Raw genomic sequence first — 18963 nt, 5'->3', positions numbered from 1 at the left:
GCGTCTCTCCCCTCACCGTGTACAGCCAAAACGCATAACGCCCGGATAATACTCTCCGAGCGCCACAATTTCAAATCCACAACGCCGATAGAACTCGACGGCATCGTGATCCGTTTCAGCATATACATCAATACCCGGATGCTTCTGAACATAACCGTCCAGCATACGCCGACCAATGCCCCTTGTCTGTAGTTCTGGCAATACAGACAGATGACTGATGATATGACAGGTTGCTTCTTTTTCATCTGTGTTCGTATTGTGGATTGTAATACCTAAAACACCGACAAAAGCACCCATATCGTCATCTAACCAACCGTATAGATGTCGTTCCGGTACAGTCCTATACTGCTCGTATTGTGCTGAAGCTTTACGAAGCAATTGCTGATGGTCGCCGTCTGTCCACATACATACGGACAATAGGTAGATGATTTGTTGCTGATTCTCTTCATCTATCTTGCGTTGGCTCAATTCGTACAGCATCGGCTAAGCCTTTTAAACGAAATCGTCGACTGCGCGGATAATGGAGTACATTTTGGCATCATGGAAGCTACCCTTGGCGTATAGATGCTTACGCAGCAATCCTTCGTATTGCATACCGAGCTTTTCCATAACTTTCGAGGAGCCGATATTGCCCGGCATACATCTCGCTTCAATACGAATCAGCTTCATTTGCTCCCAGCCGAATTGCAGTACCGGTTTGGTGATTTCGGTTGCATAGCCGCGATTCCAGTACGGACGGGCAAGTGCATAACCGATTTCGCCGCGGAAATGACGAGTTTGCCAGCCGACATAACCAGCGGTACCGATCATTTTACCAGAAGCCTTCTCTTCCACTGCCCAAGGAGCAAGCTTTCCCGTTTCGTAATTGTCGAGAACCGTACGGATAAACTCATCTGTATCTTCAATTTTTTGATGCGTATACCAAGTAACATAACGCGTCACTTCTGGATCAGAGCCATAAGCAAACATATCTTCGCGGTCTTCCCATTTCAACGGTCGCAAAATCAGTCTTTCCGTTTCCAGCACCGGCAGTTGTCCAAATACGTCTTCAATTTTCATATGCTCCGCTCCCTTGTATGTATGAATGTTGGAATGTATTAATCATGACTATTCTAGTTTAGCACAATTCGATCTGGAAAAGCCTGTCGCAAATACAGTGTCGATATGGTATTACCTACGTATCCACGTTAGCTCCACACCTCATGCTGCGACATAACGCAAAAAGTCGATCTGCCTATAAACAGATCGACTTCAATTTCACTCCATCATTGCACGAAAATACAGGTACAATATCATCCAGCCCTGTTATTCTCCAGTCCAATCTGCATAACGCTTGGTATCATTCCACATTTGATCAAACACGGTGACCCATTTGCCTACCAATGCCTGATCGTGAATCGCGATAATAACCTCGTCATTTTCTTCACTGGATGCTTTTGTATAGTTGAACGAACCAGTTAATGCTGTTTTACCATCCACCAGCATTAATTTTTCATGCATTTTGCCATCAAATGTATTGATTTTAATGGGAATGCCTGCATCTAGTAGCGGTTGCAGATCAGCGGTGCTTGCTTTGGATTGGTCGCTGATAATGCGCACATTGACACCACGCTGCTTGGCTTCCTCTAGTGCATCAATAATTTTACCACGGGATAAATTGTACATCGCAAGATCAATCGAGGTCGTCGCGCCTTTGATGGCATTGACCACCATACCTTCGGCATCCTGTCCCTGCGAGGTAAAGGCATATTCTATGGCAGTCGAAGTGCTGGTCGTTTCACCCGATGTAGGTGATGCTGTCGAAACAGTTGTCTCTGTACTGCTTCCACTTGCTCCTGCATCTGTTGATGAGCTGCTTCCAGTACTATGATTGCTCGTTCCCGAACTGCAAGCACTCAATAACAAGGTACCACTAAGCAAAATCGCACCGGGCAATACCCATTTGCCGCGCCGCTGCGGATACGCGTTGATCGGATATAAAGCTTGTTGTTTTCGTTTCATGGTGTTCATTCCCTTCGGAGAGATCATCAGTGCTGCATGACATGGCTAGAGTCTGCCCCCGCATCCTCTTGCTGCCAACAGTACAACTCTGATATGTGATGATATCCATCCGCTCCAAGGAGGCACAGTTTGTTACGCTAAGATGATCCTTGACTGTAACTAGTCTAGCAGTCTCATCCTATAGAAGACCCTTACAAACCAAAAAGCCAACGAAAGGATTATCTTTGATTATACGAGATTTCAACTGCACATGCGAACGTACGATAAAGCTGCATTTCACAAAACGAACGGCTTATGTATGCCGGGTATTCAACACAAAAAATCCCCTGCTTCTATCCCCTCTATCATCATAATGAGACAAATGGGTGAAACAGAGGATAATGTAGTGAGTCAAAGCTTGTGATTCCATTTCCAACATTCAGTTAGCTTACCCACTAAGCATTCAGGCAGCTCACACAGCAAGCATTCTGGGCGATTCCAAACAATGGCGCCCTGTCTATACTCGTTTTGCAATTCCTTGTGTTCGTTTATACGTACGAGCTGCGTGTATATGCCAGCAACGTTTCCACATTAACGATTGGAACGATCTTGCCACCATCGGTTTCAAAGGCATTTGGCAAAATGTCGCGGCTGTTTACTTCTGGATTCTCACGCAGATCGCTTTCGTCGATGATTGCGGTATTATCCAGCTCATCCACCAGCAATGCTACACGCGCACGACGCAGCAAAATCATTTTGTCAGTATCTTTGGGACCGTCATAAGAGACAGCCATCAGCTTGCGCAGATTAACAAGCGGGTACAGCGATCCACGAATGGTGATCAGACCTTCATGCCATTCTTCGGCAAACGGCAACGGTGTGCCTTTTTTGGAGGTTTGGATTTCTTCAATCTCATTAAAGCTGATTGCGTACGGCTGATTCGCCACGTAAAAGACAATAAGCTCGATTTTCATAGCGTTTAGCTCCTCAACTGGTTTCTGGCTTACAAATCCATGATATATATGTTTATATCGACCGCAGGCACCTATTTGTTTAGGTGCTTATTTTAATGAAATTCTCGCAAAAACGATGTACGTACAATACTATTCATTTCCGCCTAAAAACAGACATGCTTACACCTTTAGAAAAAGAAGAATTGGATTTCATTTTGCAAAGTTCAGTGGAAGTGTTGATTTCGGCAAGCAAAAGTGCTAGGATTTAATCATATCATGTACGTAAATATTTATTATTAATATTTATATTAATTATATTTGTACGTACATTTATTTTGTCGGTACATGTAAGCGTTACCTGTAAACGGATTTGCACTTCAATTCTGAGTGACGATGCAGGCATAAATATCTACATAGGATTCCGATGGCTCTCTGTGCTATCTGTCTCTATCGCCTAAGCTTTGTTGGATGCAGAGATATCCTCACTCTACTCCAATCGTTCTTTGCAGGCGTTTACATGTTGGTTCCGACATCATTCCATTTTATTCAAAGGGGTTGTCCAAGTATGAATGCAGAATACTCTTTCAAAAATCCGGTCGTTGAACAACGTGCCGATCCGTGGGTGTACAAGCATACGGATGGTTACTACTACTTCACGGCTTCAGTGCCGCAATATGATCGTCTGGAAGTTCGTCGTTCCAAAACAATTCAAGGTATTGGCGACGCACCTGCCGTTACGGTATGGCACAAACATGACGAAGGTCCAATGAGCCAGCTCATTTGGGCGCCGGAAATTCATTATATTCAAGGCAAATGGTACATCTATTTCGCCGCTGCGAATGTGGACCATCCAGTCAATGATACATTTAACCATCGTATGTATGTGATTGAGAACGGTTCCAGTAATCCATTGGAAGGAGAATGGGTTGAAAAAGGACAGGTTGTTACCGAGTGGGAATCGTTCGCATTGGATGCAACGACATTCCAGCACAACGACAAACTGTACTACGTTTGGGCACAGCGTCAGTATGATATTCCAGGCAACTCCAATCTGTACATTTCCGAAATGGAGAACCCGTGGACACTCAAAGGACCTCAATTGATGCTCACCAAACCGGAACTGGATTGGGAAGTTGTCGGCTTCTTAGTTAATGAAGGTCCTGCTGTGCTGAAAAAGAACGGCAAAATCTATATCACCTATTCCGCAAGTGCAACAGATATCAACTACTGCATGGGTCTGCTCACTGCCGACGAGAACAGCGATCTGCTGGACATCAACTCATGGCACAAATCAGAGCAGCCTGTCTTCCGCAGCGCACCGGAAAACGGTCAATATGGTCCGGGTCATAACAGCTTCACGCGTACTGAGGATGATCAGCATGATGTATTGATCTATCATGCCCGCAACTACACGGAGATCGTTGGCGATCCATTGCACGATCCGAACCGTCATACTCGTGCACAGCTGATCTCATGGAACCAAGATGGCACGCCGAACTTTGGCAAGCCAGTACCGGATGAAGGCTTCGTTCACTCCTGAGTAATCGGCTCATTTTCAACAATATCCATACGTCACATGCAGCACATGCTTGATTGTAGGCTGCCGTCGGTTGTTGGTCCTGCATTATTCTGACTAACAACGAACGGCAGCCCCTATTATGCTTGATACGGAGTAACCAAATAAGCTTCACTGCTCGCCCTACATACATGAAACGGCGCAGCAGTACTGTGGATGGGAGGCATCATCATGAATATACGTAATCTGAAATTACCAAAATGGAACTTCTGGAACTTTGGCGGTCTGTTTTTCTTCTACTTCTTAATCTGGGCAGTGGTACTTGCCTTTTTGCCAATCTGGCTCAAGGAAGAGGCTGGACTGGATGCGGGTCATACCGGACTGATCTTCTCGGCAATCTCGCTGATTGCACTATGCTATCAACCATTCTTCGGCGTCATCTCCGATAAGCTCGGCTTCCGCAAAAACCTGTTCTGGTTTGTTGTGATTGCAGCGCTATTAATGGGTCCATTCTTCACTTGGCTGTTTATCCCGTTGTTGAAATATAATATCTGGGTCGGTGCTATCATCGGTGGTATTTATCTCAGTGCAGTATTCCAAGCGGGGGTTGGTGTAGTTGAAGCCTATATCGAGCGCGCCAGTCGTGCCAGCTCGATTGAATATGGTCGTGTTCGCCTGTTCGGTTCCATCGCAGGTGCAACGGCAACTTTGATTGGCGGTATGATGTATCTAGCCAATCCGATCAGCATTTTCTGGTTTGCTTCTGGTTCGGCTGCCATTCTCGGCATTTTATTGAAAACGGTTAAAGTAGATCCTTCCTCCGCAGCAGCAGAAGCCGCAGAGCCAGGCGATGGCGGAAGCGAGATTACGAAGGAACGAGTCTTCTCCATTTTCAAGCTGAAAAACTTCTGGTTCCTCTCCTTGCTGATTGTTGGTACGGCAAGTGTATACGATGTGTTTGACCAGCAGTTCCCGAACTATTACAATCAGTTCTTCCCAACGACTCAGCTTGGTACCCAGCGCTTCAGTGAACTGGTATCCCTGCAAACAGCCATTGAAGCAGTACTGATGATCTTTATGCCATGGATTATCAATCGTATTGGTGCCAAAAATGGATTGCTGCTCTTCGGCTTGCTGACCTTTATCCGTATCTTTGGAAGCGCTGTTGCAACCGATACCATTAGCCTGTCGCTGCTGCGTCTGATTGCCGCAGTCGAAATGCCACTGCTGCTCGTATCCATCTTCAAATACATTACCGGTGTGTTTGATGTACGTCTGTCGGCAACGATCTATCTGCTAGCGTTCAACTTTGCCAAACAGGCAGCCATCGTCATCTTCTCTAGTATTGCCGGTCAGATGTATACCAATATTGGTTTTCAAAATACGTATTATTTCCTGAGTGCCATCGTTCTGATCATTACGATCATTTCCATCTTCGGACTGTCCAATGATCGCAGACGTCGTGATCCAGTCGGAGCAGCGAATAGCGCCTCCACCAAAGCGTCGCCTGCCATGAGCGTATCGAAAGTATAAGATTTATAATCATTAGCAAAAAAAGCCGCCCCCTATCCTGTCACAATAGGGGGCGGCTTTTCTCCATTTTATAATCTATGGCATTGTTCCAATTTTCGTTCATTCTTTTTTCCCAAATCCCCTTGCGACATGCTGTCATTCTGGTACAATGTGGTCATATGATGTGAGGTTAAACAAACTGAACAAAGGAGTTAGACCATTGAATCCATCTGTAAAAGACCGATTGTACGCAGCGCTTGGTATTGTGATTGTATGGGGCGGTATTGTCGTGATCAAAATGTTCAGCGGCGATCTGTAATCGTAGTATACTCATTCAGCACAGCTGCCTATGAATCTGTCGTAGGTATACCATTTTTGATACTGCTGTACATTTCTGTATTTCTTGTATTCCCATGAAACTAAAAAAGCCTGTAACCTACGCGCATTCTTGATGCGTCTTGGTTACAGGCTTTTGGCGTTTTGTTAATGCTTTCGATGGAAGCGTCCTGAATTAGTTCAGTTTGTAAAGCAGGTCGCCCTGCTGAACCTGTACATGGTCAGCACGATCCAGATGGTTGTAATCGTTAATATTCGTTACGATAACTGGGGTGATGGTCGCGTAGCCTTCGCTGCGTACAGCTTCCAGATCAAACTCCATCAGCAGATCGCCGATTTTGATCTCTTGACCGGAACGAGCATGTGGAGTGAAATGTTTCCCTTTTAGCTTCACCGTGTCGATACCGATATGGATCAGCATTTCGGTACCATCTTCGCTAACAAGACCAATCGCATGACCGCTTTTGGATACTGAGAATACGGTACCGTTCACTGGCGATACGACACGTCCTTCAGATGGCTCAATTGCTACCCCTTTACCCATGATTTCTTCAGCAAATGCAGGGTCAGGAACTTCGCTCAGCGGCTTCACTTTACCGTTCATTGGGCTAAGAATTTGCGTAGCTTTCATCGTACGTGGAGCCGTTTCGTTCTCAATCAGAGTAGCTGCTACTGCATTTGCCTGTTCGGTAACAGTAGTAGACGGTTGCTCTGTTACTGCTTGTACCTCTGCTTCTTGCTGCACTTCTTCTTGGATACCAATGATATAGGTAATCACTGCGGCTGCAACCAATGCAATCAAACCGCCTACCAGTGCATAGATCAATGTGCTGATGGATGGACTAATAAATGCTGCTACACTCGGCAGACCAACTAGACCGGTAATAACATAAGCTTTGACATGGAAAATACCCATAAATGCACCGCCGATAGCGCCACCAGACAAAGCGGCGATAAACGGCTTTTTGAATCTCATGTTGACACCATACATCGCTGGTTCTGTAATCCCCATTACCGCGGTCAGACCAGTTGAGAAACCGAGCGATTTGGTTTTACCGTTTTTGGAACGTAGACCGACACCAAAGGCGCTACCTGCTTGTGCCCAGTTCGCTGCAAACATCAATGGGATAATAAAATCATAACCAAGCGATGTCATGGAACCAACGATGATAGGCAGCAGTGCATAGTGCATACCTGTGATGATCAGCAAAGACATCGTACCGCCAATCAGAATACTTGCAACAATCGACATATTATCAAACAACCAAGAGATACCGCCAGACAACCCATTCCCGATAATCGAACCCAGTGGTCCAATGGCGATCAAGGTCAATGGAACCATCACCAGCAGTGTAACGGTCGGTACAACGAGCAATTTAATAGAAGAATGCGTAATGCGATCTACTGCTTTTTCAACATAGGATGCAATCCAGATGGCGATGACGATAGGAATCACCGTCGACGAGTACGTTGCTGCAATAACTGGAATGCTGGCAAAGCTTACACTTTCACCCGAAGACAGCAGTGCTGTAATAGTCGGGTGCATAATCGCAGCAGCTAAGGCTGCGCCAATATACATATTACTGCCGAGCTTGCGAGAAGCACTAACCGCTAGAATGATCGGCAGGAAATAGAACGCTCCGTCACCAATCGCCGACAAAATGATATAGGTGGAGCTGGTGCTGGACATCCAGCCGAGTGCTACTAGAATCGCTACAATCCCTTTGATCATCCCTGCGCCGGTAATCGCTGGCAAAATCGGTGTAAAGATACCGGAAATAAAGTCGAACAATGCGCTGATGGCATTGCGTTTTTTCTCAGGACTTGCGCCTTCGACCGGTGCTTTTTTGGCACCGCCGCCGGACATGTTTGCCGTCAACTCTTTGTATACACCGGCTACTTCGTTGCCGATAATCACTTGAAATTGACCGCCGTTTTTCATAACCCCCATGACGCCAGGTGTTTTCTCCAGCTGCGCTTTGTCTGCCTTGTTATCATCACGCAAGTTAAACCGTAGACGCGTCATACAGTGAGTCACTTGGTCTACGTTTTGCTCGCCACCAACCAGTGTTAGGACATCCTGTGCTACTTTTGCTTTATCCACAATCAACACTCCTCTATCGTACTGTTCTGCATTGTATGTTGCTTGATTCGTTTTTGATCCATTTTTGGATATAAAAAAACCTAAATGCGGAGGAATGATGCCATCTGCGCTTGAAGCTCACACGTTATGATGTACCATTCTTCGACATTTAGGTTTTGCCTACCCAAAGTAACAATCCCTCTAGCCGGTATTCAATTGCTTTCCGATGAATCTGCATGTTCCTTTTTGGTGACCCGCTCAATATGAATGGTCAGGTACAGCAGTTCTTCATTGGATAGATCACGCTGATGAATCTTGCGTGTGTAATCCTGAATTTTCAGCGCACAGGCATATGCCTGTGGATACTGATTTTTGACCATATCGTGCAGTGGGCTATCCCCCTGCTCGCTTGCTGTGCCACTGATAACACGCTGCGCAAAAAACTTCAGATGTGTGAGGAAACGGAAATAATTCAGTGATTCCTCGTCCAGCTCAATCACATAATGGCGGGTTACGATCCGCAGCACATCTTTGACGATGTTCGTCATGCTGACCGTTTCGCTCATCTGTCCGTTGAGCTGAGAATTCACGAAGTGCAGCGCAATGAAGCCGCCTTCATCTTCGGGAAGCGAGACGCCCAGCATATCTTCGATCATCTGGAGTGCCTTGATCCCAATGTAGTACTCTTTGCGGTACAGCTTTTTGATTTCCCATAACAGTGCGTTCTTGATTTCCAATCCTTGCCGATGCCGTTCAATCGCAAAATGGATATGGTCGGTGAGCGAAATATAGATGCTGTCATGAAGCTGGCTGCCCAGTACGGTCTGTGCATAGCGGATAATCTCATCTGAGCATTCTACATACTCCATCGGAATGTCCGATAGCAATGCGGTTAGCTTGTCTGAAATCTCTTTATTTTCCAGCTTGAATACCTTTTCAATCTTCGTCTCATCAACCAAGTCATCGGGATGCTTTTTGAATCCGATGCCTCGACCCATAACGACCAGTTCCTGTTTGCCGGAATCTACAACGGTGACGACATTGTTATTCAGAACCTGCGATATTCTCATCTTCATCACCTTTTTATATGAATGCTCAAAAAGGCAAAACCAAAATTGACACTTCGGTCAGTTTCGGTTTTGCCTGATTACTCAGTAACAATCCGTGTTTTGGTTTCTATATTTTTATACTAACATAGGCGACATAAAATGACAACCGTTTTTGTAAGCCTTTTCTGGGGGGATGGGGTTGGAGGCGGGGACCGCTACGGGGGAGGAAAATGCCAACGGTCTCCGATGGAGAGTGGAGTTTTTACAGATGAGGAAATAAGCGGTAAAAACTCCACTCTCCAAAGTCGACCTTTTGGCATTTTTCCTCCCCCTCCGCTCCGCCGCACTCACAATACTGTGGGGGTTGTGGTAGGGAAAGATTTTGGGTGTTGAGGAGTGAGGTGGCTGGGGTAGTTTAGAGAATGGTTTGGGGAGTGCTTTATTAGGCGGCGTGTTGTTGGGTGGGAATTATGTAGAAGTTGCTTGGTGGCGTATAGTTTTTGGTTTTGGCTTTGTTTTTAATTTTGCTTTTTTTAGTTTTTAGATTTAGGTTTTTAATTTGAGTTTGGGTGGTATAGATGTATTTGCTTTATTTTGATATGGGTCGAATTGCTATTTGTTGATAGGGATGGATTGGGTGGGTTGGATTTAGGGCTAAGATTAGGCGGCTGCGGAGATGGTTCTTATTAGAATAGCTATTGTTAACCAGGTCGCGAATAGGATTAGGATGATCATGATAGATGCGGGCAGTAACCAGGTTGATCGTTGGGATTTCATGGGGATTCCTCGCTTTCATTGTTTGGGTTAGGGTATGTGTTTTAATTTAACATATATTTGTATATTGCTCAAATAAAGGGACAAGGACTGCGATTGAGGATGGCAGTCTTTGTCCCTTTTGGGTTGGTTCGATGTTGATATGGTATAGATTGTGTTGCTGGTGTGCTTGTTGATTGGTTTGGGGGATATGGATGGCTTGAATGAGCGGTCCATATCCTGTTTAATCATATGGAATATTAAATCAGTTCAAAGGTGCGTTCGATGACTTCGTTGGAGTTGGTGCCGACGAAGACTTTGAATTCGCCTTCTTCTGCGACCCATTGGAGTTGGGCGTTGCAGTATTGCAGGTCGGATTCGGTGATGGTGAATTCGACTTGTGTGCTTTGACCTGGAGACAGTTGGATTTTGCGGAAGCCCTTCAGTTCTTTTACTGGACGAACGGTACTGCCGTACAGGTCTTGGATGTACATCTGTACGGTCTCTTCGCCTGCGGCGTTACCGGTGTTGGTGATAGTAGCACGCACGGTGATAGATTCGCCGCGTTTGATAATATCGCGATCCAGCTTCAACGCGGAATAGGTAAAGTTGGTATAGCTCAGACCGTAGCCGAATGGGTACAGTGGATCGTTAGGACCGTCCAGATATTTGGAAATGTATTTCTCGTCTTTGTTTTGGTCATTTACTGGGCGTCCTGTATTGAAGCGATTATAGTAAATCGGCGTTTGTCCGCCATGTTGTGGGAAGCTCATGGTTAGCTTGCCAGATGGGTTGTAATCGCCGAGCAATACATCGGCAATCGCGTGACCTGCTTGGGAGCCGAGGAACCATGTTTCGACGATGGCATCGACATGTTGCTCATACCAGTCCAGTACAAGTGGGCGTCCGTTAGTCAGTACGAGAATGACTGGTTTGCCCAGCTTGACGATGGCTTCTGCCAGCTTTTGCTGTGGTGCTGGGATCGTAATATCCATACGGGATGCAGCTTCGCCGGACATTTCGCTGTCTTCGCCTAGTGCCAGTACGACTACATCGGCTTGACGAGCAGTTTGTAGCGCTTGCTCGATACCACCGGAGATCGCTTCGTTCACGGCACTACCTTGTGCATACAGCAATTGCTCGTCCTTAATGCCTTTGGCTTGGAAACCCTCACGCAAGGTTACCGTTTGTTCGCCATAGCGGGAGAATTGCCATGCACCAAGCAGATCCTTACTATCTGCAAATGGACCGATCAGCGCAATGGTGCTGTCGCCATTCAGTACGCCCGTTTTGGACAGTGGCAGAATGCGATTTTCGTTTTTGAGCAGGACAATCGATTTGCGTGCCAGCTCCAAACTCGCTTGCAAATGCTCTGGATGGAAATGATACTCGGCTTCTTTGTCGGGACGGATATAGCGGAACGGATCGTCCATGATGCCGATTACGTATTTGTAGGTCAGGATGCGGCGAACGGCAGCATCTACCTGTGCGATGTCCACTTTACCTTCAGCGATCAGTTCAGGCAAGTATTGCTCATACAGCTGTGTCACCATCTCAATATCCATCGTTGCATCCAGTGACATACGTGCTGCTTCCTTGCGATCACGCGCAGCCCCATGAATATAGATTTCATCCACCGCGCCATAGTCGGAGATAAGCATACCGTCAAAGCCAAGCTCCTTGCGCAGCAGATCATTCAGAATGAATTTGTTACCAGCAATTGGTACGCCATTATAGAAGTTAAATGCGTTCATAACCGAAGCGGAGCCTGCTTCCAGACCTGCTTTGAACGGTGGCAGATACACGTTACGCAGTGTCCATTCGGAAATATCCACGGTATTGTAATCGCGACCGGATTCGGATGCACCATACGCGACAAAGTGCTTCAGGCAAGCGATCAGCGTTTCTTCACTAAACAGACTTTCTCCTTGGAAGCCTTCGACTTGAGCTTTGGCAATCAAGGAACCGAGGTATGGATCTTCCCCTGCACCCTCCATAACACGTCCCCAACGGGCATCGCGCGTAATATCAACCATCGGTCCATGGTTGTAAGTGATACCGGATGCTGTCGCTTCACGAGCAGCGATTACACATGCATGTTTAATCTGCTCCAGATCCCAGCTGCTTGCCCAACCGAGCGGAATCGGGAAAATGGTTTGGTAGCCGTGAATTACGTCTGCATTGAATAACAGTGGAATACGTAGACGGGATTGCTCAACAGATAGCTTTTGCAGATCAAAGGTACGGCGGCTGTTGAATGCGCCCAGAATGGAACCAACACGTCCTTCGCGCACCAGAATATCGGTCGGATCGGCTTCTACATCTGCACCAAACGCAAATTCCGAATCCGCACACTGGCTCATTTGACCGATCTTCTCTGTCAATGTCATCTGACCCAGCAGTTCCTCAACCGCAGCAGTGATATTTTCTTCGCTACGCGGCGTTACGCCTGTTTTATGATAAGGCGCTACAAGTGCCGCCAATTCCTGAGCATCCGTATGTTGTACATTTGTCATTGAGATCATCCTCGTTTCGTTAATATAAGTGAACCTGCTGTATCCAGTATTGCAGGTTGATACAGCTTACAGTACTAATGTAGGCGTTTACGAATTCATTTTATGGTTATATTCCTTTCTTTTTGGTAAAATAACAGACAATATACACAAGCTAAGCTCCATCGACAATCTAATCTTTCACTTTATTGCAGAACTTGTACATTCTGGATGGTGGATCAATATACTGGTCTGCATAAGGAAGACTTACCAGAGAAATGATAGATGGATAGCTTGCGTGTTTTATCACAACGGAGGATATAACAATGCAAACGTCATTTGGGAATACATTGCGTTTTTTGCTTAAAATCATTCATACCGAATATCAGGTTACTCTCTATATCGTGGATCAAAAGGGGCAACTGCTAGAGCAGCATCCGTCGCGTCCGTTTAATCCAATCTATGATAGCCGCGAACAAACGCTAGCATTGCTAGCGACACGGGTAACGGAAAACGATCACTATCCAGCAGTCCGAGCGACCAATGTGCTAGAGCATTATTTGACCGTGCCGTTGATGGATGGTGATCAGGATGAAGGTACGCTAATTGCCGGACCTTTTTTCCATGCGATTGTGCCGGATGAGTTGATTAGCGGGATTATTCGGGACTATCATCTGTCGTTTCGACAGCAGGATGTGATTCGAGATTTTTACCAGCAGGTACCGCTGATCTCCAAGGAACGTATCTATAATGCAGCGGTGATGATCCATTATATGCTGTATCAGGAGCAACTCGATATTGCAGCGGTCATTCAGCATAATCTGCATATTCATATTCAACCCGCGACACAGCGACCCTCCCTCCCTTCGCCTTACGATGAATACGAGCATTATCCACAAACGACGTATCATCATAACCCGGAGATGGAGAAAATCTTTATGCAATATATTCGCGATGGGCGTAAAGAAGATCTAGTGCGCTGGGAATTGGGATTTCCTACAGAGAAGCTGGGCGTTCTATCCAAAAAAAGCCTGCTGCGGAGTGAGAAAAATTTGGCGATTTGCTCCATTACACTTGCTACACGAGCAGCGATGGATGGCGGGGTGAATCCAGAGATTGGGTATACGCTGAGTGACTTTTACATTCAGGCAGTAGAGGAATGCCAGAACCCAGCGGAGGTGCAAGATGTGCTGCGGAAGTGTCATACCGACTTCGTGGATCGAGTGCTGGAAAGTCAGCGGCAGCAGTATTCGGTGGAAGTGAATGTATGTCGCAATTATATGTTCAATCATCTGTATGAGCCGATGCAGTTGGAGCAATTAGCAGAAGTAGCAGGATTGAGCGGGGACTACCTGTCTCGGCGGTTTAAAAAGGAGACGGGTGTATCGCCAGTGGAGTTTCTACAGCAGATTCGTGTGCAGGAAGCACAGCGGTTGATGGTACGCTCCGATTATGCGCTAGCGGAGATTGCGGCGATGCTACAGTTTCATGATCAGAGTTATTTTACGAAGATTTTTAAAAAGGTGGTTGGAATGACGCCGAAGCAATATAGCAGTCGGCGTAGTGGTGGTGAACGGGTGCTGCAGGATCAAGTGGTTTATCAGCATAGCTAGGTAAATCAAAGCCCGCCAATCGTTTGGGATATTAACGATGGCGGGCTTGGTGTTTTATTGGGACGTATGAGGCTGGGAGTCTTGTTCGATGGGAAGCAATGTATCTAGATTGTTCATCTCTCCTTTGCCAAACACGACACGCTTGCCGTTACGATCCAAGCGACCATATTCTGCTTCGCCTGCATGTGTGGAAATATCATAATAGATCAAATGATCTGGCAATGATGGACGTTTGCCCTGCTGTTGTAAAATAGCTGTAGCATACGGATTCGGATTACTTCCAACTGACTTGAATGACGCCTCGTATTGTATATGGGACGCATTATCGGTCACAGTAAAATAAGTCAGCATTCCATTCCCTGTTATGAAAAAGGCATCCGAACGTCCCTCGTAAAAATACAAACTAATCGAACCCAGACTATCACCAGTGACTGGCAAATCTTGATAAGGTGATACTATAGGCAAGGCGAGCGCTGCTGCACGAGCTTCGCTCAGTTGATCGCTCTTTCGTTTATGCTGCTGTGCTGCTGTAGCTCTGGCAATTTGCACTGTATGAGTGGAGGAATTCCACACTATATCCGCTTGAAAAACTTCTGCGATCCAGCGTACTGGAAGCATGACTCGATTGTCCTGTAATAGGGCGGTTTGGTTCATTGCAAGTGGCTTATTCTGTTGCAGAGCAGTATGGTTTTTAAGATTCAAGGTTAGTTGTTTATTGGTATATTGATCGGTGATGATCAGTATCTTCGTCTGGTTATTCCAGCTTTGAATATGCAGCCCTTCAATATGTTCTAATGCGCGCATCGGTATATAAACGGTATGCTGGTGCATAATTGGTTGCATATCATTCACTTCACTTGCATTGATTTCCATATGTATAGGGCTTGCTGCTTGTGTGGCAGAAGGTATAGTGATTAGAGCAGATGATAAAAGAGCAGTGAGAAGCATAAGCTTTTTGATCGGTATCATCGTTACTTCCCTACTTTCTGTATGTAGAGTATATTGGCACTCATCCTTACTACTACGAAACGATACTTGTCATAAAAGAAACACCGGTGCAGATAGAATCATGCACCGGTGTAAATCATTAAATCTACTACTGAATCGGCTTGATCTTCCAAATCTCCGCTGCGTACTGACTGATCGTACGATCGCTGGAGAATTTGCCGGAATGTGCAATATTGTGAATGGACTTTTTCAGCCATTCCTTCGGATTGCGATATGCCGCTTCGATCTGGACATGAGCTTCAGCGTACGAATCAAAATCTTTGAGCATGAAGTACTCGTCATTGCTATCCAGCAGCGAACGGTACAGCGACTCAAACTCATACGAGTTATACGCAAAGGCTCCCGGTACGATCAATTGATCGACCACCTCACGAATGCGAGGATCGCTATTGTACACATCACGCGCTACATAGCCCCCATGCTGGTAATAGTTCATTACGTCATCCGCACTTAGCCCGAAGATGAACATATTGGCATTGCCCAGCATTTCGAACATCTCCACATTTGCACCATCCATCGTACCGACAGTCAGTGCACCGTTCATCATGAGCTTCATATTGCCCGTACCCGAAGCTTCTTTACTGGCAGTGGAGATTTGCTCGCTGATGTCAGCTGCCGGAATGATTTTCTCGGCAAGAGACACTGAGTAATTTTCCAAGAAAAAGACATTCAGCTTGTCCTTCACATCTGGATCGTTGTTCACCACGTTAGCGACACGGTTGATTAGCTTGATCGTGCTTTTAGCTAAATAATACCCCGGTGCTGCCTTCGCTCCAAATATAAAGGTGCGCGGCACTGTATTTTGCGATGGCATGGACTTGATCTGATTGTACAGATACATCACATGCAAAATATTCAGCAACTGACGCTTGTACGCATGCAGACGCTTGATCTGCACATCAAAGATAGAATCGGTGTTAACGACAGCTCCATACTTCTGCTCAATATATTGAGCCAAGCGCTGCTTGTTATGATGCTTAATGTCCGCCACCTTTTGCTGGAAGGACGCATCCTCGCTGAATTTGATGAGACTGGTCAATTCCTGCGGATGGGTAATCCAGCGCTTGCCGATCGATTCACTCACCAGATCGCTCAGCTGCGGATTGGCGTGCATGAGCCAGCGACGGTGCGTAATGCCGTTCGTTTTGTTGTTAAAGCGCTGTGGATACAGCTCGTAGAAATTACGCATCTCACGTTCTTTTAAAATATCCGTATGCAGCGCGGCTACACCATTAATGCTGTAGCTACCAGCAATCGCTAGATGCGCCATCTTCACCTGATCATCGTAAATGATTGCCATATGCGCCACCCGATCAGGATCGTTCGGATACTTGTCCATTAGCAAACGGCAGAAACGCGTATTGATCTCGTCGATAATCATGTACACGCGCGGTGTTAGATCACGGATCATTTGTGCTGGCCATTTTTCCAATGCTTCACTCAAAATTGTATGGTTGGTGTAGGATACGGTACGATTGGTAATATCCCACGCTTGATCCCAGCCATAGCCCTTTTCATCCATCAGAATACGCATCAGTTCAGGAATGACGAGCGTAGGATGCGTATCATTAATATGAATGGCAATCTTGTTCGGTAGCTGATCATAGCTGATATTCAGCTTGTCATACGTGCGCAGAATACTCTGTAATCCGGCGGAACAAAGGAAATACTGCTGCTTCAAACGCAGTAAGCGTCCTTCGTACTGTGAATCGTCTGGGTACAGAAACTCAGAGATCGATTCGACTGAGCGATTGTAGTTGAGATAGCTGTAATAGTTACTGGAGCCGCCCAAATTGCGGTTTGCCATCTCACGCATCGGCTCGGCACTCCACAATCGCAGCGTATTGATATGATAGTCCTTTTTTTCACCGCGATAGCCGATAACAGGCACATCGTATGGAATCGCCCAGACCGCTTCATAATCGCGCAGCGAGAAATGCAATTGACCATCCTCGTCGCGCGTCTCAACCTGTCCACCGAATCGTACTTCTACGCGGCGATCCGCACGGCGCACTTCCCATTCAAAGCCCTTTTGCAGCCAATCATCCGGCAGTTCCACCTGATTCTCATCTACAATTTTCTGCTCGAACAGACCGTAACGATAGCGAATACCGCATCCATGTCCCGCATAACCAAGCGACGCGAGCGAATCAAGGAAACAGGCAGCTAGACGACCTAAGCCACCATTGCCAAGACCAGCATCTGCCTCCTGCTCCTCAATATCGTCAAGCGAGATACCTAAGTCGCTCAAACCCTCCTGCACAATACGGAACATGCCCATATTGAGCAGGTTGTTGCCGAGCAAACGACCAATCAGAAATTCGAGCGACAGATAGTATACCTGCTTTTCCTGATCCTGACGCAGATCCTTATTCGTTGCCGCCCATTCCCGACCGGCAAATTCCCTCATCATCCGGCTCAGGATCGTATAGACGTCCTCATGCGAGACTTCCTCCAGCGGCTTGCCCAGTTTGGAGACGACATTATTTTGAAAAATCTGCTTAAATTCCTCTTTCGTAGTAAACAAGTGGGAATACCTCCTGAAGTCAGTTTTTCGGCATCAGAGAAGGGTGCTTTTGGCAGTTACATACGGTCTTCTCACATCGCCGATCAACGTACGATCATGGGAAATCTGTACGTCCTTATCAAGAATGACATTTTCCAATACTGCTCCAGCTTCAATCGTACATTTTTGCAAAATGATCGAATTTACGACACGAGCGCCCTTTTCCACCTTAACGCCGCGGAATAGGATGCTATTCTCGACTTCGCCACCAAGCACGCAGCCGTTGGCAACAAGCGAATTACGCACATTTGCGCCTTCCAGATATTTTGCCGGTGCTTCGTATTTGATCTTGGTCTGTACCGGCTTCTCATGGAACAGCTGATGATACGTATCTGGGCAGAGCAGGTCCATGCTATTTTTGTAATAACTTTCGACAGAGTTAATTACGGCATTGTAGCCCTCATACTCGTAGCCTGCGATTTTCAGGTTGTTCGGATTATTTTGGATCACATCACGGAAGAAATAGCTTTTGCCATGTGCGATGCAATAGTTCACCTGCTCCAAATACAGCTCTTTGCTCATGATAAACAGTTCCACATAGATGTTGTGATGACTGCGGTCCTGATGGATGTCGGTTACAAATCCATTCTCGTCCACTTCCACGCGTCGGCATGCGCCATGTTCTGGCAGCAGTTCATCGACTTTCTTATACACGACGGTTACATCGGCGCCTTTTTCCAGATGATAGGCATATACGTCCTTGTAATCGACCTTATTCACATGCTGGGTACCAGTATGCACAACGGTATCGCCCAGACTGCGGTAAAAGAAGTCCATATTGTTATGAATATGCTGCAAATCGCCGAGCGACGTATCAGTCGGGTCATGCCAGTCCGGTGGCAAAATGAACAATCCACCGCGCTTACGATCCAGATCCCACGGACGACCTTCACCAAGATGGTCCATCAGTGAGCGATATTTACGGCGTACAAACAGGGAAATGTCCTGTACACCAGCATACATCATATTGGATAGTGCAAAGTCGATGAGTCGATAGCGACCGGCAAATGGGACGGCCGCTCCGCAACGGAAATACGTCAATTCCTTCAGTTGATCCAGCTCATGGTCAAGATTAATAACGCCTACAAATCCTTTCATTCCG

General features: G+C 46.3%; 13 protein-coding genes. 3 read left to right on the top strand and 10 right to left on the bottom strand.

Translation table 11 applies throughout. From position 1 onward, the window contains the following. Positions 1–12 precede the first annotated feature (12 nt). The 4 genes from ABXR35_RS06800 to ABXR35_RS06785 form a co-directional block, all read right to left on the bottom strand. Complete coding sequence (locus tag ABXR35_RS06800; protein WP_367057267.1) at positions 13–480, bottom strand: GNAT family N-acetyltransferase; 468 nt, start codon at positions 478–480, stop codon at positions 13–15. A 12-nt stretch (positions 481–492) separates the two neighbouring features. Further along, on the bottom strand, positions 493–1059 hold the full coding sequence (locus ABXR35_RS06795) for a GNAT family N-acetyltransferase (protein WP_367057264.1): 567 nt from the start codon (positions 1057–1059) through the stop codon (positions 493–495). A 246-nt stretch (positions 1060–1305) separates the two neighbouring features. Continuing rightward, entirely contained in the window at positions 1306–2001 is a 696-nt protein-coding gene (locus tag ABXR35_RS06790) for a phospholipase D-like domain-containing protein (RefSeq protein ID WP_367057261.1), read from the bottom strand. 527 nt (positions 2002–2528) lie between these two features. Then, positions 2529–2954 (bottom strand): chemotaxis protein CheW, encoded by a 426-nt coding sequence (locus ABXR35_RS06785; protein ID WP_367057258.1) that lies wholly within the window; start codon positions 2952–2954, stop codon positions 2529–2531. 544 nt (positions 2955–3498) lie between these two features. Here ABXR35_RS06785 and ABXR35_RS06780 point away from each other — a divergent pair. Next, positions 3499–4473: a glycoside hydrolase family 43 protein gene (locus ABXR35_RS06780; RefSeq protein WP_367057255.1), complete on the top strand. Its 975-nt coding sequence runs from the start codon at positions 3499–3501 to the stop codon at positions 4471–4473. 207 nt (positions 4474–4680) lie between these two features. Beyond that, positions 4681–5982: an oligosaccharide MFS transporter gene (locus tag ABXR35_RS06775; protein WP_367057252.1), complete on the top strand. Its 1302-nt coding sequence runs from the start codon at positions 4681–4683 to the stop codon at positions 5980–5982. A gap of 490 nt (positions 5983–6472) precedes the next feature. Here the strand turns inward: ABXR35_RS06775 and ABXR35_RS06770 are convergent, their stop codons facing one another. From ABXR35_RS06770 to bglX, 3 genes are all read right to left on the bottom strand, one after another. After that, complete coding sequence (locus tag ABXR35_RS06770) at positions 6473–8401, bottom strand: beta-glucoside-specific PTS transporter subunit IIABC (RefSeq protein ID WP_367057249.1); 1929 nt, start codon at positions 8399–8401, stop codon at positions 6473–6475. 191 nt (positions 8402–8592) lie between these two features. Beyond that, complete coding sequence (gene licT, locus ABXR35_RS06765) at positions 8593–9450, bottom strand: BglG family transcription antiterminator LicT (protein ID WP_367057246.1); 858 nt, start codon at positions 9448–9450, stop codon at positions 8593–8595. A gap of 992 nt (positions 9451–10442) precedes the next feature. Further along, positions 10443–12698: a beta-glucosidase BglX gene (bglX, locus tag ABXR35_RS06760; protein WP_367057243.1), complete on the bottom strand. Its 2256-nt coding sequence runs from the start codon at positions 12696–12698 to the stop codon at positions 10443–10445. A gap of 302 nt (positions 12699–13000) precedes the next feature. Here bglX and ABXR35_RS06755 point away from each other — a divergent pair, with 302 nt between their 5' ends. Then, positions 13001–14287, top strand: coding sequence for a helix-turn-helix domain-containing protein (locus tag ABXR35_RS06755; RefSeq protein ID WP_367057240.1), 1287 nt, complete (start codon positions 13001–13003; stop codon positions 14285–14287). Between the two features lie 54 nt (positions 14288–14341). Here the strand turns inward: ABXR35_RS06755 and ABXR35_RS06750 are convergent, their stop codons facing one another. The 3 genes from ABXR35_RS06750 to glgD form a co-directional block, all read right to left on the bottom strand. Further along, on the bottom strand, positions 14342–15160 hold the full coding sequence (locus ABXR35_RS06750) for a copper amine oxidase N-terminal domain-containing protein (RefSeq protein ID WP_367057237.1): 819 nt from the start codon (positions 15158–15160) through the stop codon (positions 14342–14344). A gap of 223 nt (positions 15161–15383) precedes the next feature. Further along, positions 15384–17822, bottom strand: coding sequence for a glycogen/starch/alpha-glucan phosphorylase (locus ABXR35_RS06745; protein WP_367057234.1), 2439 nt, complete (start codon positions 17820–17822; stop codon positions 15384–15386). Between the two features lie 33 nt (positions 17823–17855). Next, complete coding sequence (gene glgD, locus ABXR35_RS06740) at positions 17856–18959, bottom strand: glucose-1-phosphate adenylyltransferase subunit GlgD (RefSeq protein WP_367057231.1); 1104 nt, start codon at positions 18957–18959, stop codon at positions 17856–17858. Positions 18960–18963 lie beyond the last annotated feature (4 nt).

Origin of the sequence: Paenibacillus sp. JQZ6Y-1 (assembly GCF_040719145.1) — a bacterium.
Classification (GTDB): Bacteria; Bacillota; Bacilli; order Paenibacillales; family Paenibacillaceae; genus Saccharibacillus; species Saccharibacillus kandeliae.
This window is presented reverse-complemented; position numbering and strand designations above follow the sequence as displayed.